Genomic DNA, 25,325 nt, shown 5'->3' on the forward strand with positions numbered 1-25,325 from the left:
TGCATGCGGGAGCGTGTGGGAGAGTAGGACGCCGCCGAACTCCTTGTGGGGAAAGCCCCGTCGGATGTATCCGACGGGGCTTTCTCACGTTCAGGACCCGCCCGATACGGTGGCGGGCATGAGCGGCGGCGCGCAGTTGATGTGGGACGAGGGTGTCACCGGCTACGACTTCGGCCGTGGCCATCCGATGGACCCGGTACGGCTTGCCCTGACGAAGCGTCTGATCGAGGCGCTGGGGGTGGAGCGCAGTCCGGAACTCGCCGTGACCGCGGCGAAGCCCCTCGGGGACTCCACCCTGCGCCTGGTGCACCGGCCCGACTACATCGACGCCGTCCGCCGGGCCTCGCTCGACCCCGCGTCCGCCGAGGAACGGTACGGCCTGGGGACCATGGACGACCCCGCGTTCGCCGGGATGCACGAGGTCTCCGCGCTCATCGCCGGACAGTCGGTCGGCGGCGCCGAGGCCGTGTGGCAGGGCAGGGCGCTGCACGCGGTGAACTTCGCGGGTGGGCTGCACCATGCCATGCCGGACCGTGCGTCCGGCTTCTGCGTCTACAACGATCCCGCGCTCGCCATCGCCCGGCTGCTGGAACTCGGAGCGGAGCGCGTCGCCTACGTCGATCTGGACGTACACCACGGGGACGGCGTCCAGGCGGCGTTCCGGGACGACCCCCGGGTGCTGACGATCTCCCTGCACGAACATCCGGGCACCCTCTTCCCCGGCACCGGCTGGCCGGAGGAGTGCGGCGGTTCGGGTGCGGAAGGCAGCGCGGTGAACGTGGCGCTGCCGCCCGGTACGGCGGACGCCGGCTGGCTGCGTGCCGTGCACGCTGTGGTTCCGGAGCTGCTGGAGGCGTTCCGACCGCAGGCGCTGGTCTCCCAGCACGGTGCGGACACCCATGTCGAGGACCCGCTGGCGCATCTGGCGGTGAGCGTGGACGCGCAGCGGCGGGCGGCCGAGGCCGCGCACACCTGGGCGCACACCTACGCGCAGGGCCGGTGGCTGGCGACCGGAGGCGGTGGCTACGCGGTGGTGGATGTGGTGCCGCGCACCTGGACGCATCTGGTGGCGATCGCGGCCGGTGTTCCGGTGCCTGGGGAGACCGAAGTGCCCGAGGAGTGGCGGCAGGAGGTGTACGCGCGTACCGGCGGTGCCGGCGCCCCGCTGCGGATGACGGACGGTCCGGAGCCGAGCTGGCGGGACTGGAGTGCGGGGTACGACCCGGCGGACCGACTGGACCAGGCGGTGCGGGCGACCCGGCGGGCGGTGTTCCCCGCACACGGGCTGCTGCCCTGAGCCCTGAGGGGCCTCGTGCGGGCGTTCCACGGCTGGGCACGAGACCGGCCGGGACGGGGCCGGGTACGGGCGCCCCTGACGGCGCTGTGCCGGTGGGTCGCTGTCGGGGCTGTGCCCGCGTCGGCGCCCGCGGCCGCGGGCGTTCTCGGGGCCACCGGTGGCGGCGACGCAAGGGCGGGTGAATCGTTTCCGCGGCGGGCCCGGTTGGCGGTCGGGAGGTGCGGGGTATCCGCAGTCGCGGGACGGATTCCCCGACGTTCGCTGCTCCCGGCTGTCCGCGCCGGTGGCGGGAGAGCGGGGCCGTCGGGCCCGCTCTGTGCTGTCTCCTGACCGACTCCCGGTCAAGTACGTCACATTGGCCCCACGCCTGTCGGCGCCTGAGTGCCTCGGTCTAGCACTGTCGATGGGTGAGCGTGTCGACATAGCGATGTGATTCGGGGTACGTCAGTGCGGCTTCTCCTCCGTGAGAGGGGTCGTGCTGCTCTGCAGAACCGGCGCTTGCACCCGGGGGCGTGCGCGGGGCGCGAATGCGTGCGCCGCCCTCCTCTGCGGGGCGGAGTCGACCGGCGCGACGGAGGCGAAGGGGGTGCGGCCAAGAACCCTGGCGGGGCTGATGGTTCGACGTTCGGTGCAGGTCAGTGGGGTGGCGGGGTTCCCGGGCCACCAGGTGCGCAGGGGGCGGCGCTCGGCGCGGAGCGGCAGGAGTCAGGGGTGTGACGGGGCGTTCCGCGCGTGCCGACGGATGACGCTGCGCAGTGCGACTACTACCGCGCGCTCACTCGCTATGTACTCAATCGGGCGTGTCTGTCACGGTAGGCGAGCGATCGCTACTCCTCTTCACCACTTGCATCACGCGCCCCTAATCTGGGGAGGAGCGCACATGCGAGCAGGAGGCACCGGAGGGGAAGCCGGCGCCCGACATGTGCGGAAGGTTCAGGTGTGACATGGCTGCTGACGAACGGCCGTTGAACGAGGTCGTGTTCCTGACCGTGGCGGAGGTCGCCGCGGTGATGCGAGTCTCCAAGATGACCGTGTACCGCTTGGTGCACAGCGGTCATCTGCCGGCGATCCGGGTGGGCAGGTCCTTCCGGGTGCCGGAGAAGGCCGTCCACGAGTATCTCGAGGATTCGTACGTGGGGGTGGAGAGCGCCTAGCCGAAGATCGGGTGCGCGCGATTCACCGCTGCACCGGAGCCCCGGTGCCCCTCGATTCACGCCCATTCCCGGGTGGCGGGTAGGGTGGCCCCATGTAGGTCGTGTGGGCTCGGACGCCCCGCACCGAGTATCGAAATGAGTTCGCCCCGCGCCATGCGGGGATGATCCGTGAGCGAGGGTAGTCGTGGGCTCTGTCATCAAGAAGCGGCGTAAGCGGATGGCGAAGAAGAAGCACCGCAAGCTGCTGAAGCGGACGCGTGTGCAGCGTCGCAACAAGAAGTGAGCGAGCGCACCGCACGCCACTGACCGCCGCCTTTCTCTCCGTGCAGGGGAGGAGGGCGGCGGTTCTGCTTTGGTTGCGCGGTGCGGCTCGTACGGGGGTGCCGGCCGTATCGGGGGTGTGAGGGAGGGATCGTGGGCAAGGTCGTGCTGGTCACCGGGGTTGCCAGACCGCTCGGTGGCCGTTTCGTACGCCGTATCCGGCACGAGCCTGAGGTGAGCCGGGTGATCGGCGTGGACGCCCGTCCGCCCGCGCATCCGTTGGACGGTGCGGAGTTCGTGCAGGCCGACATCCGTCAGCCCGCGATCGGCAAGGTGCTGGCCGAGCACGCTGTCGACACCGTCGTGCACATGGATGTGCACGGCGCCCCGCCGTCGCTGGGCGGCGCCGGGCGGGGTGCGGTCAAGGAGACCAACGTCATCGGCGCCATGCAGTTGCTGGGCGCGTGCCAGAAGGCGCCCAGCGTCAGCCGTCTGGTGATCAAGTCGACGACGAGCGTCTACGGTTCGGCGCCGCGCGATCCGGCCGTCTTCGACGAGGCGACACCTGTCAGGGACCTGCCCAGTGGGGGGTTCGCCAAGGACGCGGTCGAGGTCGAGGGGTACGTACGCGGATTCGCGCGGCGCCGGCCGGACGTCGCGGTGACCGTGCTGCGGTTCGCCCACATCCTCGGCCCCGCCGCCGAGTCGCCGCTCGCCGCCTATTTCTCGCTGCCCGTCCTGCCCACCGTGCTGGGCTACGACCCCAGGCTGCAGTTCGTGCACGACGACGACGTGATCGAGGTGCTGCGGCTGGCCGCGGGCGAGCCGCGCCCCGGCGCGCTCACCGCCGGAACGTTCAACATCGCCGGGGACGGCGTGCTGCTGCTCTCCCAGTGCGCACGGCGGCTGGGGCGGCCGACGGCGCCGATGCTGCTGCCGGCGATCCGCTGGAGCCGGAGCGTGCTGCGCTCGGTGGGCGCGACGGACTTCTCGCCCGAACAGATACGGCTGCTCACCCACGGGCGGGTGGTGCGGACCGCACACGCCCGCGATGTGCTCGGTTTCGCCCCGGGCCGGACGACAGCGGAGACGCTGGACGCCTTCCTGCGGGAGCAGGGCCCGGGGCTGCTGCCGCCGGAGGGCGTCGCCGGCGCGCTCGACCGGTTCGCGGCACTGCTGCCGGGCAGGTCCGGCCCGCAAGCGTGCACCGCCCCCGCGGCGGGGCAGGAGGAGGTGCGCCAGGATGGCTGACGCAAAGGTCATACCCTTCGACGACGACAGGGACCGCTCGCGGGGCCCGGGGTCCCCCGCCGGACGCGGCCCGGGGGACGGTGCCCGCGGGTCCCGTGCGGGACGCTCCGGAACGCCCCAGTCCGGCGGCGGGGCCAATTCCGGCGAGGAACCCGGACCGGGCGGCAACCGCGGCACTCGACGCGGCGGCACCGGGCGGCGCTCGCGGCTGACGGCGGTGTCCGGGCAGCCCGCGGAGCCGGCGGAGGGTGCCGGGGAACCGCCCGGCGCCCCGGCCGCAGGAGCCGGACCGGAGGACGGGGCGGGGGAGGGCTCAGCGGGGCGCTCCAGCCCTGCGGGCTCGACGGCGGCGGAGGAGCCCACCGGGCTGCTGGAGCGGGTGCTCGGCACGGAGTGGGAGGCGCGGGCCGCCGAGGGCCTCGCCTTCCTGCGGCGCAGGCTCACCGGGGAGTACGAGGTCGACGACTTCGGCTTCGACGAGGAGCTGACCGACCAGGTGTTGATGACGCTGCTGCGCCCGGTCTTCGAGAAGTACTTCCGGGTGGAGGTCCGCGGGGTGGAGAACATACCCGCGGACGGCGCGGCGCTGGTGGTGGCCAACCACTCGGGCACCCTGCCGCTGGACGGGCTGATGCTCCAGGTCGCCGTGCACGACGAGCACCCCGCCGACCGGCATCTGCGGCTGCTGGGCGCGGATCTGGTGTTCGTCCTGCCGCTCGTCAACGCGCTCGCGCGCAAGGCCGGGCACACGCTCGCCTGCGCGGAGGACGCGCAGACGCTGCTGGAGCGGGGGGAGGTCGTCGGGGTGATGCCGGAGGGCTTCAAGGGGCTGGGCAAGCCGTTCGCCGACCGCTACAAGCTCCAGCGGTTCGGGCGGGGCGGCTTCGTTTCGACGGCACTGCGGGCGGGAGCGCCGATCGTGCCGTGCTCCATCGTCGGTGCCGAGGAGATCTATCCGATGGTCGGCAACTCCCGCACGCTCGCCCGGCTGTTCGGCTTCCCGTACTTCCCGATCACGCCCACCTTCCCATGGCTGGGTCCGCTGGGCGCGGTGCCGCTGCCGACGAAGTGGACGATCCAGTTCGGCGAGCCGGTGCCCACCGACGGCTATCCGCCGGAGGCGGCGGAGGACCCGATGCTGATGTTCAACCTCACCGACCAGGTGCGGGAGACCATTCAGCACACGCTCTACAAGCTGCTGGTGCGGCGGCGGTCCGTCTTCTTCTGAGCGCGCCCGGGGGCGTCGTGCGACCGTGCGCCGCCGCACAGCGTGTGCTGCTCCTGGCCCGCGGCCCGATGGACCGGTCGCGGCGACCGGCTCCGGCCGCCGCGACGTCCTGCGTGCCCCGCGGCTATCTGCCGTCGCCGTCGAGGTCGAGGCGGGGCAGTACGTCCGGGACGAGCGGAGGCAGGGTCACCTTGGGCTGGCTGCCTGGCGAGGAGGGGCTTCCGGAGCCGGGGTCGGAGTGGGACGGGCTGCCGTCCTGCCGGTCGGACTCCTCCGGCGGTTCGAGCAGATCGCCGCCGAGCAGCCCCTTGCCCCGCTGCTGGGAGTCGGAGGGTGCGGGCTCCTCGCCGTCCCCGTCCCGCCGCCCGTCCATGCCGTCCGCCGACGGGGAGCTCGGCTCGGCGGAGGGCTGCTCCTCGCCCGTCCGGTCGCCGGTGCCCGGTTCCCGGTCGCGGGGGGCCTCAGCGCGCTCCCGGGGGAGGAGCGAGCGCAGCGGGCCCACTTCCTGGTCTATGGCGTCGAAGACCGAGCTGACCTCGTCGCTCACATCGCGGAGCTGCACCGGCAGCCGGTCGCGCAGCTGTGTCCAGCCCGCCCGGTGGTTCTCGGCGAACGCGGACAGGGACCGGATCGGGGCCAGGTCGCCGTTCCGCTGGTAGGCGGAGCTGAGCAGCCGGTGCCCCTCGGAGGCGTCGTGCCGCATACCGGAGAGCGTCTTGCGGACCTCGGCGAGTGCCTCGTGGTCCAGCTGTCCGGAGCGGTCGCGCTCCATGAGGCGGCGGGCCTCGTGCAGCCGGGTGGAGGCGTGGTCCAGGAGGAGGCCGCCGCGGTCGGCGTCGTCCCCGGCCAGGTCGAGTTGGATGTCCTCCATCCCCCGCTTGAGGCCGTAGAGCGAGTCGCCGGGCAGCGCGTCGGTGCTGGCGGCGGTTGCGGCGCCGAAGGCGCTGGCCGCGACGCCCACGCTCAGGCCGCCGACGGCGAGTCCGCGGCCGAGCCGGGACTTGGGGCGCAGCTTTCCGAGTGGCCCGAGGCCGGGTGCGCGGTGTGCGCCGCTCCGGCTGCGGGAGTCGGCGCGGGCGTCGCGCTGCTCGGGGAAGTGCGCGCCGTGCGCGGCCGTCTCACCCTCTCCGAAGGCGGCCTCCATGGCGGCGATCAGCTGTGCGCGCTGGACCGTCTTGACCTCGGGGTCCAGCGTCGGCCTCGGTACCCCGCCCAGCGCGTTCGCGAGGGAGAGCAGCGACGGGTCGGAGCCGTCGGCCCGGTGGCTGTGCGGTGTGCCCGGCGGTGGTGCCGCCGTGTCACTCCCTTCTCCCGGCCCCGGCCCGGAGCGCTCTCGGGGCGGGGGGCCCTCGGGTTCCGTATCGGCCGCCGCGCCCGTGTCACGTCCCTGTTCGTCCAGGGCCTGGGCGAAGGCGATGGCCCGTCGGCTCGTCGGCACGGATCCGATCACCGGCGGCACCTCCTCATCGTCTGCACGGTCGGCTCCCCACCACACCGGCACGAGTGTGGCCGACCGTGTCCGCTCAGGATCGAGCGAGCCCCGGGCAGCCACGGCTACGGGGAGTCTGCAACCCCGACAACGAGCGCAAGCCACTCGGGTTACGGAGTCGGATGTCACGATGATGTGACCGGAGGGCTGTGCGCGGGCGCCCGCGCGGCGGCCCCCTCCACAGGCCCGCGGCGACGCGCGGTGGCAGCCTGCGGAGGCGTCTCGGAGGCGCCTCTTCCGGGTGCCTCCGAGACGCCTCCGAGACCCCTCCGAGCGGTCCGCCCGGAGGTCAGCGCGCGTCGTCGGGGAGCAGCCGGGCGAGCGTGCGCACGGCGCGGTACTGCAGGGTCTTGATGGCACCCTCGTTCTTGCCCATCACCCGGGCCGTCTCGGCGACGGAGAGTCCCTGCAGAAATCGGAGCGTTACGCATTCCTGCTGTTGGGGGTTGAGCTTACGTACGGCCTCCAGCAGGGCGGCGTTGGAGAGCGTTTCGAGGACCGACTCCTCCGGGGACCGCTCGACCTCGTTGGCGTCGAGCATCTCGCCGGTGGTCACCTCGAGGCGGAAGCGGCTCGACTTGAAGTGGTCGGCGACCAGGTTGCGGGCGATGGTCACCAGCCAGGCGCCGAAGTCGCGGCCCTGCCAGGTGAAGGTGCCGATGCGGCGGAGTGCGCGCAGAAAGGTCTCGCTGGTCAGATCCTCGGCGGTGGCCCGGCCGCCGACCCGGTAGTAGATGTAGCGGTAGACGGTGTCGCTGTACTGGTCGTACAACCTGCCGAACGCCTCGGCTTCGCCGTCCTGGGCGCGTTCGACCAGGTCCATCATCCGGCGGCTGTCGGTGTCGGAGGCGGCCGGGCGGCGGGCGGTCGCGCCGGAGCCGCGGGCGCGTCGGCCGGTCGCGGTGGAGGTGCGGGACGTGGTTGCCGCGTTCGAGCGGGCGACCGAGGGGGATGCCGGGGACGCGGCGGAGGCGGCCGGACCGGCCGCGGTGGTCAGGGCGCGGGTGGCGCGGTGGGTGGGGGCAGGGCAGGGACCTGCGGGGACAGTTGAGGCTCCTGCGGGGACAGGTGCGGTTGGTGCGGCCAGGGCAGGGATGGCGTACGCGGTGGGGACGAACGCACGCAGTTGGTCGATGACTGTCGTGCGCAGCGTAGCCAGGCCCGAGGCGTCAACCCCGACGTGTGGGTACACGGGACTCCCAGAGGCAGAGCTTCCATCACGTGCAGTGCGGAACCGTTCACCCGGCGTAGGGACAGGTGGGTACCGAATTGCGTCTGAGGAGAATAACGCTTCGTACAGGCCGCGCTACACCTAGTTGCTGAAAACGTCGCTTCGGTTCGTTCTGTTGCGGATTGGAGACGCATTCAAGTGCGAGTCGGAGACTGTTTCTGATCGTTTTCGTGGCTGAATTTGACGCCTGGGTGATGTGTTCCGGCCGACCGGCCGGATCGGGACTGCCTGCCCGGAGTGCCGGGTAACACTGCTGGATTGCCCGGCGAGCAGCCGTGCGCGACGAACCGGCGACGGCCGCGGTACGCCCCGGGCGCGTCGGTGATTCCCTCGTGAGGGGCCTAGCGGCGGCGGCGCTGCACCGCGGCGGCGGCCACCGCGCCGCCTGCCAGCGCGCCGACCCCGGCGGCCGCCGGGATGCCCACCTTGGCCGCCTTGCGGCCCTTCCGGTAGTCGCGGAGTCGCCAGCCCATTTCACGTGCGTGCGTCCGAAGACGGCTGTCAGGATTGATCGCATACGGATAACCGACGAGTGACAGCATCGGAATGTCGTTCGCCGAATCGCTGTACGCAGCGCACCTGTCCAGGTCCAGCCCCTCGGCCGCGGACAGCGCGCGGACCGCCTCCGCCTTCGCCGGCCCGTGCAGCGGCTCGCCGACCAGCCGTCCGGTGTAGACCCCGCCCACCGACTCGGCCACCGTGCCCAGCGCGCCGGTCAGCCCCAGCCGCCGCGCGACGATCGTGGCCGTCTCCACCGGTGCCGCCGTCACCAGCCACACCTTCTGGCCCGCGTCCAGGTGCGCCTGGGCCAGGGCTCGGGTGCCGGGCCAGATCCGGCCCGCCATGTACTCGTCGTAGATCTCCTCGCCGATCGCCATCAGCTCGGAGACCCGGTGCCCCTTGACGATGGACAGCGCGCTCTCCCGGGCGTCGTGCATGTGGTCGGCGTTCTCGGAGCCGGCGAGCCGGAAGTAGGTCTGCTGCCAGGCGAACCGGGTCAGTTCGCGCTTCCGGAAGAACTTGCGCTTGTAGAGGCCGCGGCCGAAGTGGAAGAGGGCGGCGCCCTGCATGACGGTGTTGTCCAGGTCGAAGAAGGCGGCGGCGTGCACATCCCCCGCGACCGGGAACTCCGGCTCCGGGGTGCCGGCGGGTTCGGCCGCCGCCTGCTCCTGCTCCTGCTTGCGCGCCGCCTCGGCGGCCGCCTCCCCGGCGAGCACGCTGCGTGCGGTCGCGTTGCGCCTGCGAGGGGTGAGCCATGCGGGAAGGGCCATGCGGCGAGCATAGCCAGTCTGTTCGGAGAGTCGGTTGCGCCGGGATTGCCGGGGGTGTGGTCCCGGTGAACTGCCGGGTCGGCGTGCGGGGCGGCCACGCTCGGCGCACGTGGGTACCGCGGTCCGCGACGGGGCGTCCGCGGGGCGCTCGGCGGGGCGTCCGACGGGTTCGGCGAGGCGTCGGGCGGGCTGGAGAATGGGGGTATGAAGACTGTGACGCTGATCGGCAAGCCCGGCTGCCACCTGTGCGACGTGGCACGGGACGTGGTGGTCCGGGTGTGCGAGGAAGTGGACGCCGCATGGGAGGAGAAGGACATCAACCAGGATCCCGAGCTCTACCGGCTGTACTGGGAGCAGATCCCGGTGGTGCTCGTGGACGGGGCTCAGCACGACTTCTGGCGGGTGGACCCGGAGCGGCTGCGCAGCGCGCTCACCGCGTGACGCGGCGTTGACGCCGCACCCGTGCCGCGCGCCGAGGGGGCGCAGACGGGTGCGGGTGGAGCGGGTCCGCGCCGGGCCGCGCCCGTCCATGTTTCTCCGGTGCGTTTCTCCGGTGCCGCCCTCAAGAGTCGCCGAGGGGCCGCTTGTCCAGTGGGAATGTGGTCAGGGTTCGAGTGGGTTTCGATTAGTATCGAGGGCGTTTTGCGATCCGGGGGCGTATAGGTGAGGAGTGTGGCCGGGTGTCCCCGTTGGTGCCTGTGGCGCCGGTCACGTTGACCGGACAAACCGGACACAATCTTTGTGCACGCGTTCACAAAGGCATAGCCTGGACGCGACGGAGCGGTCCGGGAGAGTGTCTCGCAGACGACCGCTCACCGCTTCGCGCAACCGGCAGGAGCACCGTGGCAACTGGCCGAAACCACCGTCCGGCGACGAGTCGGAGCCGAGGGATCCCCGAGGCGACCGTCGCCCGCCTTCCGCTGTATCTGCGGGCCCTCACCGCGCTGTCCGAGCGCTCGGTGCCCACGGTGTCCTCGGAGGAGCTGGCCTCGGCGGCGGGCGTCAATTCGGCCAAGCTCCGCAAGGACTTCTCCTACCTGGGCTCGTACGGCACCCGCGGGGTCGGCTACGACGTGGAATACCTCGTCTACCAGATCTCCCGTGAGCTGGGCCTCACCCAGGACTGGCCGGTTGTCATCGTCGGTATCGGAAACCTGGGCGCCGCGCTCGCCAACTACGGCGGGTTCGCCTCACGCGGCTTCCGGGTCGCGGCGCTGATCGACGCCGACCCGGGGCTGTCCGGCAAGCCCGTGGCGGGCATCCAGGTCCAGCACACCGACGAGCTGGAGAAGATCATCTCGGAGAACGGGGTGTCCATCGGCGTGATCGCCACCCCGGCCGGAGCGGCCCAGCAGGTGTGCGACCGGCTCGTCGCCGCCGGGATCACCTCCATCCTCAACTTCGCGCCGACCGTGCTGTCCGTCCCCGAGGGCGTCGACGTGCGCAAGGTCGACCTCTCGATAGAACTGCAGATCCTCGCCTTCCACGAGCAGCGCAAGGCGGGCGAGGAGCCGGGGGCGCCTCCGGGGCAGAGCCCGGAGGCGGACACCGCGCCGCCCGCGGCGCCGCCGGCCGTGTCCGTCGCCAAGCGGCCCCCCGAGTCCGGAAGTGACGGGGATCTGCCCGCCGTGATGCCGGCATGAGTCTGCTCGTCGTGGGCCTCAGCCACCGCAGTGCGCCGGTCAGCGTGCTGGAGCGGGCCGCCCTGGCCCCCCAGGCGCGGGGCAAGCTGCTGCAGGACACCGTGGGGGCCGAGCCCGCCGCCGAGGCGGCCGTCCTCTCCACCTGCAACCGGATCGAACTCTACGCGGACGTCGACCGGTTCCACGCCGGTGTCGCCGAACTGTCCACCCTGCTGGCCCAGCACAGCGGAGTGGACCTGGAAGAGCTCACCCCGTATCTGTACGTCCACTACGAGGACCGGGCCGTGCACCACCTGTTCTCGGTGGCCTGCGGGCTGGACTCGATGGTCGTGGGCGAGGGGCAGATCCTCGGCCAGATCAAGGACGCGCTGGCCGTCGCGCAGGAGCAGCACACCGCGGGACGGCTGCTGAACGACCTGTTCCAGCAGGCGCTGCGGGTGGGGAAGCGGGCGCACTCCGAGACCGGTATCGACAAGGCCGGGCAGTCGCTGGTGTCCTTCGGGCTCCAGCAGTTGGCCGCGGGGCGGGACGTCGAGGCGTGGGCGCGGGGGCGCCGGGCGCTGGTGATCGGCGCCGGATCGATGTCCTCGCTCGCCGCGGTGACGCTGGCGCGCGCCGGTGTGGGCGAACTGGTGATCGTCAACCGTACGTTGGAGAGGGCCGAGCGGCTGGCGGAGAGCCTGGGCGCGCGGGCGCTGCCCATGGACGCGGTGGCCGCCGAGCTGGCCGCGGCCGATGTGGTGGTCTCCTGCACCGGAGCGGCGGGGCTGGTGCTGGGCGCCGAGGAGATCGCGCGGGCCGTCCGCGCGCGTGCGTCCCGCGCGGACGACGGCCCGGTCCTCTCGGTGCTCGACCTGGCCATGCCCCGGGACGTCGAAGCCGCCGTGCACCGCGTCGAGGGCGTGCGGCTCGTGGACATCGAGTCGCTCGCGGACGCCGAGGCGAACGCGCCGATGGCCGGGGACGTGGAAGCCGTCCGGGGCATCGTGGCCGAGGAGGTCGCCGCCTTCGGCGCCGCGCAGCGCGCCGCGACGATCACCCCGACCGTGGTGGCGCTGCGCACCATGGCCGCCGACGTCGTCGCCGGCGAGATGGCGCGGCTGGAGGGGCGGCTGCACGGGATGGACGACAAACAGCGCGCGGAGATCACGCAGACCGTGCGCCGGGTCGTGGACAAGCTGCTGCACGCGCCGACCGTGCGCGTCAAACAACTCGCGGGCGAACCCGGCGGCGCCGGGTACGCGGACGCGCTGCGTGAACTCTTCGACCTCGACCCGCAGGCGGTCGCCGCTGTCAGCAACCCGGAACAGGAGCGGCAATGAACACCGACGCCACAGCCACCACCCCACTGAGGCTGGGCACCCGCCGCAGCAAGCTCGCGATGGCGCAGTCCGGGTTGGTCGCCGAGGAGGTCCGCAGGGTCACGGGGCGCCCCGTGGAACTGGTGGAGATCACCACGTACGGCGATGTCAGCAAGGAGCAGCTCGCGCAGATCGGCGGCACCGGGGTGTTCGTCAACGCGCTGCGGGACGCGCTGGCCCGCGGGGACATCGACTTCGCCGTGCACTCGCTGAAGGACCTGCCCACCACCCAGCCCGAGGAGTTCGCGCTGGCGGCCGTGCCCGCGCGGGCGGATGCCCGGGATGTGCTGGTCGGCCGGGACGGGCTGGGCTTCGAGGCGCTGCTCCGGGCCGCCGCGCCCGGCACGGCGCGGATCGGTACGGGCTCGCCCCGCCGGATGGCGCAGCTGCACGCCTGGGCGCGTACCCTCGGGTTCGAGATCGAGACCGTTCCGATCCGGGGGAATATCGACACCCGGATCGGGTACGTGCGCTCCGGTGAGCTCGACGGCGTCGTGCTCGCGGCCGCCGGTCTCGAACGTATCGGCCGCCTCGACGAGGAGGCCGCCGAGCTGATCGAACCCGACCAGGTTCTGCCCGCCCCCGGACAGGGGGCGCTGGCGGTCGAGTGCGTGGCGTCCGACACGCACCTGACCGCACAGCTCGGGGAGCTGGACGACCCGCGTACGCGGGCGGCCGTCACCGCTGAGCGAACCCTGCTCGCCGCCTTGGAGGCCGGCTGCAGCGCACCTGTGGGTGCGCTTGCCGACCTGCTTGTCGAGGGGCAGGTTGTCACCGAAATGCGCCTGCGCGGCGTCGTCGGCACCACCGACGGCCGCACGCTGGTGCAGTTGTCCACCACCGGTCCCGCACCGGCATCCGACGGCGACCTCACGGCCTGTGCACGCATGGGCCGGGAACTCGCCGACGAGATGCTCGCCAAGGGTGCGGCCGGTCTGATGGGGGAGCGAGCACTTTGAGCCCCACCGCCGCCGACAGGTCGCGCGCCGAGACGTCGAACACCGCGCGCGCCGGCAAGTCGAGCACCGCACAGAAGCCGGCAGCCGTGAACAGACAGCACCTGCACGGTGCACACGGGCACGTCACCTTCCTGGGTGCCGGGCCCGGGGACCCGGGGCTGCTGACGTTGCGCGCCGTCGAGGCGCTGGGGCAGGCCGACGTACTCGTCGCCGTTCCACGCGTGTACGACGTCGTACGTGCCCATACCCGGCCGGGTGTGGACACACCACTCCAGCCCGTCGCTGACGAGACGTCAACTGCCGCTGCGGCGGCCGACGATGCAGTTCTCGACGCGGGCGAGTCTGCCATAGCCGCCGCGCGCGCCGGCAAGCGGGTCGTGCGTGCGGTCGCGGGCGATCCGGGGCTGGACTCGGACGCGGCCCGCGAGATGCTCGTGCTGGCGGCCGAGGGGATTCCCTTCGAGGTCGTCCCGGGTGTCGCAGCGGCCGTGGGGGTGCCCGCCTACGCCGGGGTCCCGCTGCGGGACGCGCAGGGCACCGACGTGCGGTTCGTGGACGCGAGCACCGCCGACGACCGGTGCTGGACCGAGCTGGGGGTGAGCGACGCGACCGTCGTCGTCTCCACCACCTTGGACCAGGTCACCTCAGCCGCGGGCGAGCTGGTGGCGGCCGGCCGCAAGCCGGACACCCCGCTGACCCTCACGCTGGCGGGCACGACCACCCGGCAGCGGACCTTCACCGCGACGCTCGGCGGGATCACCCAGACCCTCAAGCAGGCCAAGGTGCTGCCGTCGCCGGACGGCGGGCAGCCCGTCATAGCCGTGGTCGGCGAGCGCAGTGCCGCGCCGCAGCGCGAGCAGCTGGCCTGGTTCGAGTCCAAGCCGCTGTTCGGCTGGCAGGTCCTGGTGCCGCGCACCAAGGAGCAGGCGGCCTCCCTCTCCGACCAGCTCCGCTCCTACGGCGCCGTGCCCGCCGAGGTGCCGACCATCGCCGTGGAGCCGCCGCGCACCCCGCAGCAGATGGAGCGCGCCGTCAAGGGCCTGGTCACCGGCCGCTACGAGTGGATCGCCTTCACCTCCGTGAACGCCGTCAAGGCGGTCCGCGAGAAGTTCGAGGAGTACGGGCTGGACGCCCGCGCCTTCGCCGGGATCAAGGTGGCGGCGGTCGGCGAGCAGACCGCGGCCGCGCTGGTCGAGTTCGGCGTCAAGCCCGACCTGGTGCCCAGCGGCGAGCAGTCGGCCGCGGGGCTGCTGGAGGACTGGCCGCCCTACGACCCGGTCTTCGACCCGATCGACCGGGTGTTCCTGCCGCGCGCCGACATCGCCACCGAGACGCTGGTGGCCGGGCTGATCGAGCTGGGCTGGGAGGTGGACGACGTGACCGCCTACCGCACGGTCCGCGCCTCGCCGCCGCCCGCCGAGACCCGGGAGGCCATCAAGGGCGGCGGGTTCGACGCGGTGCTGTTCACCTCGTCCTCCACGGTGCGGAACCTGGTGGGCATCGCGGGCAAGCCGCACAACGTCACGGTCATCGCCTGCATCGGCCCGGCCACCGCGAAGACCGCGGAGGAGCACGGGCTGCGGGTGGACGTCATGTCGCCCGAGCCGTCGGTGCACAAGCTGGCCGAGGCGCTCGCCGACTTCGGAGCCCAGCGCCGTGCCGCGGCCGTCGAGGCGGGTGAGCAGGTGAAGCGGCCGAGCGAGAAGCGCCCGGCCAGGAGGAGGGCACGCACATCATGAGCACTCACGGCAGCCCCGCTGCGTACGGCAGCTATCCGGCGGCCCGTCCGCGGCGGCTGCGCACCACGGCTGCCATGCGCCGCATGGTCGCCGAGCACGCCACCCGGCCCGCGGATCTGATCCTGCCCGCCTTCGTGCGGGAGGGCGCGTCCGAGCCGGTGCCGGTGGGCGCCATGCCGGGCGTCGTGCAGCACACCCGGGACTCGCTGCGGAAGGCTGCCGTCGAGGCGGTCGAGGCGGGGGTCGGCGGGCTGATGCTCTTCGGTGTGCCGGACGAGGCGAAGAAGGACGCGGTGGGCACGGCGGGCACCGACCCGGAGGGCATCCTCCAGGTCGCGCTGCGGGATGTGCGCTCCGAGGTCGGCGACGAACTGGTGCTGATGTCCGACCTGTGCCTGGACGAGTACACCGACCACGGCCACTGCGGGGTGCTGACCGCCGAGGGGCTGGTGGACAACGACGCGACGCTGGAGCGGTACGCCGAGATGGCCCGCGTCCAGGCCGACGCCGGAGCCCATGTGCTGGGCCCCAGCGGCATGATGGACGGCCAGATCGCGTACGTGCACGCGGCGCTGGAGGAGGCGGGCCACACCGATGTGGCCGTCTTCGCCTACACCGCCAAGTACTCCTCGGCGTTCTACGGGCCGTTCCGGGAGGCCGTCGGCTCCTCGCTGCAGGGGGACCGCAAGACCTACCAGCAGGACCCGGCCAACGCCCGGGAGGCGCTGCGCGAGCTCTCGCTGGACCTCGCCGAGGGCGCGGACATGGTGATGGTCAAGCCCGGACTGCCGTACCTGGACATCCTGCGGGACTTCGCCGAGCGTGCCGAGGTGCCCGTCGGTGTCTACCAGATCTCCGGTGAGTACGCGATGGTCGAGGCCGCCGCCGAGAAGGGCTGGATCGACCGGGAGGCGGCCATCGTGGAGACGCTGACGAGCTTCACCCGGGCCGGCGCGAACATGATCCTCACCTACTGGGCGACGGAGGCCGCGGGGTTGCTGCGCGCACGGTACTGACGACGGGCCCCTCGGCCCGGGCCGCGTCACGTCGCGCAAGCCGCACAGCAGGCGCCATCCGCACGGCGGATGGCGCCTTTCCGTGTTGCGGGTGAGGTGAACGGGCGTTTCCGTTGTGGCTGGGGCGAGGGATCACTTACGCTCGTTCCGCTTCACTCGAACCGGTACCGGAGCATGTGCCCCCGGTGCCGCCGCAGTTGACGTCATGTCAATGCACTGTGCTGGGCGGCTGACCCCGCGCGACTTCGACGGCGTACCTCCTCCGTCTCGCGAGTCCCCTGCATCGCAGCGCCATCGCAGAGAAAGAGGAGCACACCATGACGACCCTCGAACGCCCCGACTTCCACGTGGCCGGCACCGAGGCGCTCGCGCGTCTCGAACCCGTCGAGCTGTACCCGGGGGTGACGGCCCATGTGCTCGACTGGACCAGCCCCGCCGACGGTTCGGACCCGCTGCCGCGCGAGGCGTATGTACGGTTCGCGCCCGGCTCCGGCTACACCGAGCCGGACCACCACGGGGACACCAGCGAGATCGTGGTCGTCGTCGACGGCGAACTGCAGGACGAGGCGGGCAGCTACCCCGTCGGCAGCCGGATCCGCGGGGCCCAGGGCTCCACCCACACACCGCGCAGCGAGCAGGGCTGCCTGCTGTACGTGTACTTCCCGCAGCGCTGACCCCGCCGCGCGCGGCGGCGCCGGGGCGGGTGTGTACCCCGCCTCCCGACCGGCCGGCGTGACCGTACGCCCCCGACCGCGCCGTCGCGCCGCGGTGTTCGCGAGCGCCGTCCCGCGGCGGAGAGCAGCACCGCTCTCCGCCGTGACGCGGCTCCTTCTCCTCCCATCAGAATCGTTCGAGGGGACCGATGTCCGAACCTCCCAGTTCCTCGATACCCCCGCTGCGGGAGGCGCCCGCCGCCGCGGTGGACGCGGCACTGCGCCGCCGTCTGGTGCGCCTGACGTGCGCACCCGCACTCGTCGTGGCTCTCGCCGCCACCGCGGCAGTGGCGTTCCTGTGGTCCGCCGGGCAACCGGGCGGGGCTGCAGCGGACGCCGTCCCCCGTGCCGCGGCTGCGCCGGCCGCGCTCGCCGCCGTGCTGCTGAGCGCCGCCGCCGCGCTCGTGGGCGGCCTGCGCGCCGCCGCGGCCCAGGCGGCAGCGCTGAACCGCCGCGCGCGTTCCGCGCCTCCCGCCCCCGCTCCTGCCGCCACCACCGGCACCGGCGTCGAGGACGGGAGCGGGCCCGGGCAGCGGCTCAGGCCCGCCGACCAGGTCGCCGTCTTCGTCAACCTCGCCCGGCGCCTCCAGTCGCTGCTGCACCGCGAGATCCATGTGCTGGACGAGCTGGAGAACCAGGTCGAGGACCCGGACATCCTCAAGGGCGTCTTCCAGGTCGACCATCTGGCCACCCGCATCCGCCGCTACGCCGAGAACCTCGCCGTACTCGGCGGCGCCGTCCCCCGCCGCCAGTGGACCCGGCCCGTCCAGCTCACCGAGATCCTGCGCTCCGCCGCCGCCGAGGTGGAGCACTACCAGCGGGTCCGCCTGGTGCCCCCGATCGAGGGCACGGTGAGCGGGCAGGCCGTCGCCGACGTCATCCACCTGCTGTCCGAACTGGTGGAGAACGCCACCTTCTACTCCCCGCCGCAGACCCGGGTGCTGCTGCGTGCCAGCCGGGTCACCGCCGGACTCGCCGTCGAGGTCGAGGACCGCGGCCTGGGCATGACCGAGCGGACACAGCAGCGGATGAACGCTCTGCTGGCCGACCCGGAGGGCGTCGACGTCGGGGCGCTGCTGGCGGACGGCCGGATCGGCCTGTACGTGGTCGGCATGCTGGCCCGGCGGCACGGCATCGCCGTGGAGCTCCGCGGCAACATCTACGGCGGCGTCCAGGCCGTCCTCGTCCTTCCCCACGCCATGCTCGGCGACCAGCGGCCGGTGGCCGAGGCCCCCGGATCCGCAGCCGAGCACGCCCCGACGGCCGAGCAGCGGGCACCGCAGGCGCCGCCGTCCGGCGCCGCCCCGCCGTGGTCGGCCCGCCCCGGCACGGCCCCGCACCCCCGGTCCGCCCGCCCCGCCGCCGTGCCGCACCCCGGTTCCGCGCCCCCGGACGGGCCCGGCACCCCGCAGCCGACGACACCGGCACCCGCACCCGCTCCCGGCGGGCCGCTCCCGACCGCCGTCGGTCCCGACCCGGGTGGCCCGCCTCCCGCCGCGGGTCCGCCGGCCGCCGGGCCGGTGCCCGGAGGCGCCCCGGCTTCCCACGGTGCGGCTCCGGTATTCCCTCTGGCTTCTCCGGCTCCGCTCCCGGCATCCGGTCCGGATCCCTACGGCCCGGCGCCCGCCGCCGGACCGGCACCCGGCGGCGGCCCCGGGCCCGTCCCCGGGCCGGGTGGGCCGCCGCCCGGGGGCGGCGGGGAGCGGCCCCGGCTGCCGCGGCGGTCGCGGCAGCAGCACCTCGTGCCCGAACTGCGGGACGCCCCGGCGGCCGGCACGCCGGCCGGGAACGCAGAAAACACAGAAGACACAGAAGGCGCAGAGGACGCCGTGCACGATCCCGGGCTGATGGCCGCCTTCCGGCGCGGGGTCGGCCGGGCGGATGTCGAAGCGCGCGGGCGGCCGTCCCCCGACGGCCACGGCCCGCCCCACCATGAGGAAGGACGATCATGATGAGCGAAGCACCCACCCCGCGTACGGCGGCGGACCTGTCCTGGCTGCTGACCGGACTCGTCGACCGGGTGCCGCACGCGCGCAGCGCCCTCCTGCTGTCCTCGGACGGTCTGGTGAAGGCCGCGCACGGGCTGGAGCCCGACGCCGCCGACCAGTTGGCGGCGCTCGCCTCCGGGCTGTATTCGCTGGGCCGCAGCGCGGGAGTGCGCTTCGCCGACGGGGACGGCGTCCGGCAGGTCGTGGTGGAGCTGGACTCCTCGCTGCTGTTCGTCACCACCGCGGGCCGGGGCGCCTGCCTGGCGGTGTTCGCGGGCAGCGAGGCGGACGCGGGCGTGCTGGGCTACGAGATGGCCATGCTGGTCAAGAGCGTCCGCCCGTATCTGGTCACCCCCGCGCGGCAGCCCAGCGGCACATGACGGCGCCCCCGGGAGCAACCGGCGGTGCCGGCCCCGGTCCCGGTCCCGGCCCCCGCTCCGGTCCTGGTCCCGGCTCCGGTCCCGGCGACGAACCGTGGCTCGACGACGAGGCGGGCCGGCTCGTGCGCCCGTACACCGTCAGCGAGGGCCGCACCCGGCCCTCGGCGCCGCTGGACCTGCTGACCATGGTGCGGGCCACCGGGGTGCGCCCGGACGGCTATCTGGGCCCCGAGCACGCCCAGGTGCTCCGGCTCTGCGGAGGACCGGTGTCCGTCGCCGAGATCGCCGCGAGCATCCGGCAGCCGGCCGCTGTGGCCAAGGTGGTGCTGTCCGACCTGGTGGACTGGGGTGCCGTCGCCACCCGCGGGCCCGTCCATCTGCAGTCGGGACCTGATCCGAACAACCGAGAAGTGCTGGAGGCGGTGCTGGATGGACTGCGCAGAAGACTCTGACCTGCCATCGGCGGCGGCCGCGCCCTTCCCGACCGCACTCAAGATCATCGTGGCCGGGGGCTTCGGGGTGGGCAAGACGACCTACGTGGGGGCCGTCAGCGAGATCGAGCCGCTCAGCACCGAGGAACTGCTGACGCAGGTGAGCGAGGCCACCGACAGCCTGGAGGGGGTCGAGGGGAAGGCGACCACGACGGTCGCGATGGACTTCGGCCGGCTCACCTTCGAGACCGGCTATGTGCTCTACCTGTTCGGCACGCCCGGCCAGGACCGGTTCTGGTTCATGTGGGACGAGCTGGCCGCCGGGGCGCTGGGCGCCGTGGTGCTGGCCGACACCCGGCGGCTGGAGCACTGCTTCCCCGCCGTGGACTACTTCGAGCGGCGCGGTATCCGCTTCGTCCTGGCCGTCAACGAGTTCGACGGCTCCTACCGCTACACCCCCGACGAGGTGCGGGCCGCCATCGACCTCGACCCGGGCGTCCCCGTACTGCTGTGCGACGCGCGGCGGCGCGACTCGGCCACCGGGGTCCTCGTCTCTCTCATCCAGCATCTGCTCGACCCGAGGAGCGCGCATGCCCTTCACCCAGCTTGACCTGACGGACCGGCTCCTGCTGACCCCGCGGGACGACGAGGGACCGGCGCGCGCTGCCCGGCTCCGGGAGCTGGGCATGGGCGACGAGCCCGTGCCCGAACTCGACGCGTTCGCAAAGGAGCTGGCCCGCGTCACCGACGCGCCGGTCGCGGCCGTCAACTTCGTCGACGAGCGCCGCCAGTACTTCGCCGGGCTCTACGACGCGGCGGTGGACCCGGCCAGGGGACCGGTCGACCCCGACGGCGGCTTCGGCCGGGTGATGCCGCGCGACCTCGGCTACTGCGTGCATGTGGTCGCGCGGCGCTCGGCGCTGGTGCTGGAGGACGTGCGCGACTTCGCGCGGTTCGCGGTCAACGCCGTGGTGGACGAGGCGGGTGTCGCCTCCTACCTGGGGGCGCCGCTGATCGACCCGGCGTCGGGGATGGCGCTGGGCACGATCTGCGTCGTCGACCAGCAGCCGCGCGCCTGGGGGCAGCAGGGGCTGCGCACCATCAAGACGATGGCGGCCCAGCTCCAGCGGGAGATCCTGGGCGGCCCGGACCGCGCGGCCGGCTGACCCCCGGTCGGCCCCGGCCGCGCGTGGCGGGCCGGGGCCGACCGGTCCCGGCCCTCAGAGCGCGGCTGACCCCCGGTCGGCCCCGGCCCTCAGAGCCGCTCGGGCGTGCGGATGCCCAGCAGCGCCAGACCCTGGTGCAGGACCTCGGCCGTCAGATCGCACAGGAACAGGCGGTTCTCCGCCTGTTCGGCGGTGTCCGCCTTCAGCACCGGGCAGTTCTCGAAGAACCGGCTGTAGAGCGTGGCGAGTTCGTACAGGTAGGCCGTCACCTTGTGCGGCTCGTACTCGTCGGCGGCCGTCACCAGGGTGTCCGCGAACGCGTCCAGGTGCAGGGCCAGTGCCCGCTCGGCCGGGGCCAGCTCCAGCTCCGGGTGCGGCACGGGCCGCAGTTCGCCCGCCTTGCGGAAGATCGAGCGGACCCGCGCGTAGGCGTACTGGAGGTAGACGCTGGTGTCGCCCTGCAGCGAGACCATCCGGTCCAGGTCGAAGACGTAGTCCCGGGTCATCGAGTTGGACAGGTCGGCGTACTTGACAGCGCCGATGCCCACCTGCTTGGCGCGGGCCCGGATCTCGTCCTCGGTGACACTCTCGTCGGCCTTCTCCCGTACGACGGCGGCGGCGCGGTCGACGGCCTCGTCCAGCAGGTCCACCAGCCGCACCGTCTCGCCCTCCCGGGTCTTGAACGGCTTGCCGTCCTTGCCCAGGACCGTCCCGAAGGGCAGCTGCCGTGCCGCGCCCTCGGGCAGCCAGCCCGCGCGGCGGGCCGTCTCGAAGACCATCCGGAAGTGCAGCGACTGCCGCGCGTCCACGACGTACAGCAGGGTGTCGGCCTTGAGTTCGCCGACCCGGTTGCGGATGGCGGCCAGGTCGGTGGCGGCGTAGCCGAAGCCTCCGTTGGACTTCTGCACGATCAGCGGGGTGGGGGTGCCGTCGGGGCCTTTGACGTCCTCGAAGAACACGCACAGCGCGCCCTCCGAGCGCACCGCGACGCCGGTCTCCTCCAGCTCCTTGACGACGTCCTGGAGAGCGTCGTTGTAGGCGCTCTCGCCGACGATGTCCGCGTCCCGGATCTCCACGTCGAGTTCGTCGTAGACGCCCTGGAAGTAGGTCTTCGACTCGTCGACGATCTTGTGCCAGAGGGCCAGCGTGTCCGGGTCGCCGCTCTGCAGTGCCGGAACCCGGTCCCGGGCGCGCGCCTTGAACTCCTCGTCGGAGTCGAAGAGTGCGCGCGAGGACTTGTAGAGCCGGTTGAGCCGGGCCATCGCGGCCTCGCCGGCGTCCTTGGCGCCCGCCGTGTCCGAGGCATGGTCCAGCTCGTGCGGGTGCTCGATCAGGTACTGGATGAGCATGCCGAAGTTGGTGCCCCAGTCGCCGATGTGGTGGCGCCGGATCACCTTCTCGCCGCGGTGCTCCAGCAGCTGTACGACCGCGTCGCCGATCACCGTCGAGCGCAGGTGCCCGACGTGCATCTCCTTGGCCACGTTCGGCTGCGAGTAGTCGATCACCGTGGTGCCCGGGTCGTCCTTGTACGGCACGCCCAGGCGCGGGTCCTGCCGCCGCGCCGCGAGGTTGTCCATGATCGCCTCGTCGGCGACGGTGATGTTGAGGAAGCCGGGCCCCGAGACCTCGATCGCGGCGATCTCGTCGTTGGCCGGCAGCGCCTCGGTGACCTTGGCCGCCAGCTCCCGCGGATTCCCCTTGAGCTGCTTGGCCAGCGCCAGCATCCCGTTGGCCTGGAAGTCCGCCCGGTCGCTGCGTCGCAGCAGCGGGTCAGCGGAGCCGGCCTCCGGCAGCGCAGCCGAGAGGGCGTCCGAGACGCGCTGGTGGACCGTTGCGGCGAGGGAGGGGACCGTAGCCATGGAGTGCTGACCGTTCCGTCGGGGTGGCTGGAATCCGGGCCAGTATCCCACGTGCGCACGGGGGAGCGCCGCCGCATTCCGGGGTGGGACAATGGGCCCGCAGGTTCGAGGAGCGCAACGAGAAGGAAGTGCCGGACGTGGCTCAGACCCCCCATGAGGCCGACTGGGTCTCCCGTATCGCCGATGAGGTCATCGCCGAGGCGGAGCGCCGCGCGTCGGGGAAATCGGGCTCCGACGGCGGTACCCCGAAGATCGTCTGCGCTTCCGGGCTGAGCCCCTCCGGGCCCATCCACCTGGGCAACCTGCGCGAGGTGATGGTGCCGCACCTGGTCGCCGACGAGATCAAGCGCCGGGGGGTGCCCTGCGAGCACATCCTCTCCTGGGACGACTACGACCGGTTCCGCAAGGTTCCGGCCGGGGTCGAGGGCGTGGACTCCTCGTGGGACGAGCACATCGGCCGCCCGCTGACCGCCGTCCCCGCGCCGTCCGGCAGCCCGTACGCGAGCTGGGCCGAGCACTTCAAGGCCGCCATGGAGGCGGCCCTGCTGGAGTTGGGCGTGGAGTACCGCGGCATCAGCCAGAGTGAGCAGTACACCTCGGGCGCCTACCGTGAGCAGATCCTCTTCGCGATGCGCGAGCGCGCCCGTATCGACGCCGTGCTCGACCGCTACCGGACGCTGGAGAAGGGCGCGAAGGGCGGCAAGAAGCAGCAGAAGCCCGCGGACGCCGCCGAGGTGGAGGCGGCCGAGGGTTCGGGCGCGGCCGCTGAGGACGACGGCTCGGGCGCCGGAGCCGGCGCCTACTACCCGTACAAGCCCTACTGCACCGTCTGCGGCCGCGATCTGACGACCGTCACCGGCTATGACGACGAGACGACCGCACTGTCCTACACCTGCCGGTGCGGGCACGCCGAGACGGTCGAGCTGCGCACCTTCGACCACGGCAAGCTGGTCTGGAAGGTGGACTGGCCGATGCGCTGGGCGTACGAGGGCGTCGTCTTCGAGCCGTCCGGCGTCGACCACCAGTCGCCCGGCTCGTCGTTCGTCGTCGGCGGGCAGCTCGTGCGGGAGATCTTCGACGGCGAGCAGCCCATCGGCCCGATGTACGCGTTCGTGGGCATCAGCGGCATGGCGAAGATGTCGTCCTCGAAGGGCGGCGTGCCCACTCCCGCCGACGCGCTGCAGATCATGGAGGCTCCGCTGCTGCGCTGGCTGTACGCGCGGCGCAAGCCGAACCAGTCCTTCAAGGTCGCCTTCGACCAGGAGATCCAGCGCACCTACGACGAGTGGGACGCGCTCGGCCGCAAGATCGCCGACGGCTCGGCCCAGCCCGCCGACCTGGCGGCGCACACCCGCGCCTCGTCCACCGCGCTGGGTCCGCTGACCCTGACACCGCGTCCGCTGCCGTACCGCACGCTGGCCTCCGTCACCGACATCACCGGCGGCCACGAGGAGCAGACGCTGCGCATCCTCACCGAGCTGGACCCGCAGCACCCGGTGCACGCGCTGGAGGAGGTGCGTCCGCGGCTGGATCGTGCGCACCGCTGGATCACCACCCAGGTCCCGGCCGACCAGCGCACCCGGGTCCGCGAGGAGCCCGACGCGGCGCTGCTGGCGGAGCTGGACGAGGAGCAGCGCGAGTCGCTGCGGCTGCTGCTGGACGGGCTGGACGAGCACTGGTCGCTGGAGGGCCTGACGTCGCTGGTGTACGGCGTGCCCAAGGTGCGCGCCGGATTCGCGCCGGACGCGAAGCCCACCCCGGAGATGAAGGTGGCCCAGCGCGGGTTCTTCGCGCTGCTCTACCGGCTGCTGGTCGGCCGCGAGACCGGTCCGCGGCTGCCCACCCTGCTGCTGGCCGTGGGTGCCGATCGGGTGCGCAAGCTGCTGGGGGCCTGAAAGCCGCCGAGGGCCGAACCGGGTCCGGCCGAGGGTCGGCCTGGTTCAGCCGGCGAGGCCCATCTCGGTGTTGTAGCGCTCCTTGAACTCCCGCAGGTAGCCGCCGAGGTAGGTCTCGCCCAGCAGGTTGCCTTCGGCCGTGGTGACCCCGTGCCCCTCAAAGAGGGCGCGGGAGAGCTGGCGTGCGGTGGGGCGGTCGCCGCGTTCCGCGACGTACTGGCGGTAGACCGCGAAGTAGAACTCATCACGCGGCACCCCGTCGGGGATGTTGACGGGCTCGTTCCCGGCGTCCGCGGCGTCCTGGTCCGGTTCCGCCGGGAGCGTCTCTTCGGGGGCGAACGGCTCCGCCGGGGCCGGGGCCGGGGCGGGTTCGGGCTCCGGAGGGAGGGGGGCGGGCTCGACGAAGAGTTCCTGCTGTGCGCGGACGGGCTGCGGGGTGGCGAGCGTGCGGTAGCGGCCTGGTGCCACCGGGACGGGGAACTCCTGCGCCTGCGGCGCGGGCTCCGCGGGGCGCGCGGGTTCCGGCTCCGGTGCGGGCTGCGGTTCGGGTCCGGCGGCGGGCTGCGCCTGCTGGGCGGCCCCCGGCGCGGGGAGACGTTCCGCCTCCGGCGGGGTCTCGGCACCGGGCCCGGGTTCCGCGTCCGCGGGGGGCACCGCGCCCGACGGGGGTTCGGGCTGTGCCGGGGGTGTGGGCTCCGGCCCGGGTGCGGGGCCGGTCGCCGGGGAGGAGGCCGGAGCGTGCTCGCGGGCCGGTTCGGTGTCCGCTCCCGGTGCGGTCGGGCCGGCTGCCCCGTGACCGGTGCCGGCGGCGCCGCCCCGGCCGGCTCCGGTGTCCAGCTGGCCGGACGGCATCGGCTCCGGTTCGGGCAGCGCGCTTGCCTGGGGCGCCGTGCGGTGCAGCGGGATGCCGTAGCGGGTGAGTTTGAGGGGCATGAGTGCTTCGACGGGTGCTTTGCGGCGCCAGGAGCGGCCGTAGCGGGCGCGCAGCCGGGT

The 25,325-nt window shown here is 72.9% G+C and carries 22 protein-coding genes and 1 pseudogene; 18 read left to right on the forward strand and 5 right to left on the reverse strand.

The genetic code is table 11. From position 1 onward, the window contains the following. The first annotated feature begins 118 nt into the window (after positions 1 to 118). The 5 genes from ACFYNS_RS31075 to ACFYNS_RS31095 all read left to right on the forward strand — a co-directional run bounded on the left by ACFYNS_RS31075 (position 119) and on the right by ACFYNS_RS31095 (position 5,191). Positions 119 to 1,297, forward strand: coding sequence for an acetoin utilization protein AcuC (locus tag ACFYNS_RS31075; protein ID WP_360302354.1), 1,179 nt, complete (start codon positions 119 to 121; stop codon positions 1,295 to 1,297). 944 nt (positions 1,298 to 2,241) lie between these two features. After that, on the forward strand, positions 2,242 to 2,451 hold the full coding sequence (locus ACFYNS_RS31080; RefSeq protein WP_158687519.1) for a helix-turn-helix domain-containing protein: 210 nt from the start codon (positions 2,242 to 2,244) through the stop codon (positions 2,449 to 2,451). A gap of 184 nt (positions 2,452 to 2,635) precedes the next feature. Then, positions 2,636 to 2,734, forward strand: a complete 99-nt coding sequence (locus ACFYNS_RS31085) for a 30S ribosomal protein bS22 (protein WP_003948845.1) — start codon at positions 2,636 to 2,638, stop codon at positions 2,732 to 2,734. 131 nt (positions 2,735 to 2,865) lie between these two features. After that, complete coding sequence (locus tag ACFYNS_RS31090; protein WP_360302357.1) at positions 2,866 to 3,963, forward strand: NAD-dependent epimerase/dehydratase family protein; 1,098 nt, start codon at positions 2,866 to 2,868, stop codon at positions 3,961 to 3,963. Next, a complete protein-coding gene (locus ACFYNS_RS31095) occupies positions 3,956 to 5,191 on the forward strand; it encodes a lysophospholipid acyltransferase family protein (RefSeq protein ID WP_360302359.1) in 1,236 nt (411 codons plus the stop codon). Before ACFYNS_RS31090 ends, ACFYNS_RS31095 begins: the two co-directional genes overlap by 8 nt. 124 nt (positions 5,192 to 5,315) lie before the next feature. On the opposite strand, the gene ACFYNS_RS31100 is transcribed toward ACFYNS_RS31095, so the two are convergent. From ACFYNS_RS31100 to ACFYNS_RS31110, 3 genes are all read right to left on the reverse strand, one after another. Then, a complete protein-coding gene (locus tag ACFYNS_RS31100) occupies positions 5,316 to 6,641 on the reverse strand; it encodes a DUF5667 domain-containing protein (protein WP_360302361.1) in 1,326 nt (441 codons plus the stop codon). 328 nt (positions 6,642 to 6,969) lie between these two features. Continuing rightward, positions 6,970 to 7,872, reverse strand: a complete 903-nt coding sequence (locus tag ACFYNS_RS31105) for an ECF subfamily RNA polymerase sigma factor, BldN family (protein ID WP_360302364.1) — start codon at positions 7,870 to 7,872, stop codon at positions 6,970 to 6,972. Between the two features lie 380 nt (positions 7,873 to 8,252). Then, positions 8,253 to 9,182, reverse strand: a complete 930-nt coding sequence (locus ACFYNS_RS31110) for an HAD family hydrolase (protein WP_388606245.1) — start codon at positions 9,180 to 9,182, stop codon at positions 8,253 to 8,255. Between the two features lie 204 nt (positions 9,183 to 9,386). Between ACFYNS_RS31110 and ACFYNS_RS31115 the strand changes: the two genes are divergently transcribed. The 12 genes from ACFYNS_RS31115 to ACFYNS_RS31170 all read left to right on the forward strand — a co-directional run bounded on the left by ACFYNS_RS31115 (position 9,387) and on the right by ACFYNS_RS31170 (position 20,578). Further along, complete coding sequence (locus ACFYNS_RS31115) at positions 9,387 to 9,623, forward strand: glutaredoxin family protein (RefSeq protein WP_019354097.1); 237 nt, start codon at positions 9,387 to 9,389, stop codon at positions 9,621 to 9,623. Between the two features lie 401 nt (positions 9,624 to 10,024). Then, positions 10,025 to 10,825, forward strand: coding sequence for a redox-sensing transcriptional repressor Rex (locus ACFYNS_RS31120; protein WP_360301960.1), 801 nt, complete (start codon positions 10,025 to 10,027; stop codon positions 10,823 to 10,825). Beyond that, complete coding sequence (locus tag ACFYNS_RS31125) at positions 10,822 to 12,147, forward strand: glutamyl-tRNA reductase (RefSeq protein ID WP_360301957.1); 1,326 nt, start codon at positions 10,822 to 10,824, stop codon at positions 12,145 to 12,147. The genes ACFYNS_RS31120 and ACFYNS_RS31125 overlap by 4 nt, the downstream gene beginning before the upstream one ends. Continuing rightward, positions 12,144 to 13,145, forward strand: coding sequence for a hydroxymethylbilane synthase (gene hemC / locus ACFYNS_RS31130; RefSeq protein ID WP_360301955.1), 1,002 nt, complete (start codon positions 12,144 to 12,146; stop codon positions 13,143 to 13,145). The genes ACFYNS_RS31125 and hemC overlap by 4 nt, the downstream gene beginning before the upstream one ends. A gap of 86 nt (positions 13,146 to 13,231) precedes the next feature. Beyond that, positions 13,232 to 14,884, forward strand: coding sequence for a uroporphyrinogen-III synthase (locus ACFYNS_RS31135; protein ID WP_360301952.1), 1,653 nt, complete (start codon positions 13,232 to 13,234; stop codon positions 14,882 to 14,884). Next, a complete protein-coding gene (gene hemB / locus ACFYNS_RS31140) occupies positions 14,881 to 15,900 on the forward strand; it encodes a porphobilinogen synthase (protein WP_360301950.1) in 1,020 nt (339 codons plus the stop codon). Before ACFYNS_RS31135 ends, hemB begins: the two co-directional genes overlap by 4 nt. Before the next feature lie 317 nt (positions 15,901 to 16,217). Next, positions 16,218 to 16,574, forward strand: coding sequence for a cupin domain-containing protein (locus ACFYNS_RS31145; RefSeq protein WP_388606249.1), 357 nt, complete (start codon positions 16,218 to 16,220; stop codon positions 16,572 to 16,574). Positions 16,575 to 16,762: 188 nt separating this feature from the next. Continuing rightward, positions 16,763 to 18,565, forward strand: coding sequence for an ATP-binding protein (locus tag ACFYNS_RS31150; RefSeq protein ID WP_388606250.1), 1,803 nt, complete (start codon positions 16,763 to 16,765; stop codon positions 18,563 to 18,565). Then, positions 18,562 to 18,981 (forward strand): roadblock/LC7 domain-containing protein, encoded by a 420-nt coding sequence (locus ACFYNS_RS31155; protein ID WP_360290834.1) that lies wholly within the window; start codon positions 18,562 to 18,564, stop codon positions 18,979 to 18,981. The genes ACFYNS_RS31150 and ACFYNS_RS31155 overlap by 4 nt, the downstream gene beginning before the upstream one ends. Next, positions 18,978 to 19,433, forward strand: coding sequence for a DUF742 domain-containing protein (locus ACFYNS_RS31160; protein ID WP_388606252.1), 456 nt, complete (start codon positions 18,978 to 18,980; stop codon positions 19,431 to 19,433). Before ACFYNS_RS31155 ends, ACFYNS_RS31160 begins: the two co-directional genes overlap by 4 nt. Next, positions 19,411 to 20,022: an ATP/GTP-binding protein gene (locus tag ACFYNS_RS31165; RefSeq protein WP_388606254.1), complete on the forward strand. Its 612-nt coding sequence runs from the start codon at positions 19,411 to 19,413 to the stop codon at positions 20,020 to 20,022. The genes ACFYNS_RS31160 and ACFYNS_RS31165 overlap by 23 nt, the downstream gene beginning before the upstream one ends. Beyond that, complete coding sequence (locus tag ACFYNS_RS31170; RefSeq protein WP_360290825.1) at positions 20,003 to 20,578, forward strand: GAF domain-containing protein; 576 nt, start codon at positions 20,003 to 20,005, stop codon at positions 20,576 to 20,578. Before ACFYNS_RS31165 ends, ACFYNS_RS31170 begins: the two co-directional genes overlap by 20 nt. An 89-nt stretch (positions 20,579 to 20,667) precedes the next feature. Here the strand turns inward: ACFYNS_RS31170 and argS are convergent, their stop codons facing one another. Then, positions 20,668 to 22,437, reverse strand: coding sequence for an arginine--tRNA ligase (gene argS, locus ACFYNS_RS31175; RefSeq protein ID WP_388606256.1), 1,770 nt, complete (start codon positions 22,435 to 22,437; stop codon positions 20,668 to 20,670). Positions 22,438 to 22,574: 137 nt separating this feature from the next. On the opposite strand from argS, the gene lysS reads away from it, so the two are divergent. Then, entirely contained in the window at positions 22,575 to 24,332 is a 1,758-nt protein-coding gene (gene lysS / locus ACFYNS_RS31180; protein ID WP_360290819.1) for a lysine--tRNA ligase, read from the forward strand. 45 nt (positions 24,333 to 24,377) lie between these two features. Here the strand turns inward: lysS and ACFYNS_RS31185 are convergent. After that, positions 24,378 to 25,325: pseudogene (locus tag ACFYNS_RS31185) on the reverse strand (hypothetical protein); the annotation flags it as partial.

The organism is Streptomyces sp. NPDC006925 (genome assembly GCF_042869575.1).
Classification (GTDB): domain Bacteria; phylum Actinomycetota; class Actinomycetes; order Streptomycetales; family Streptomycetaceae; genus Streptomyces.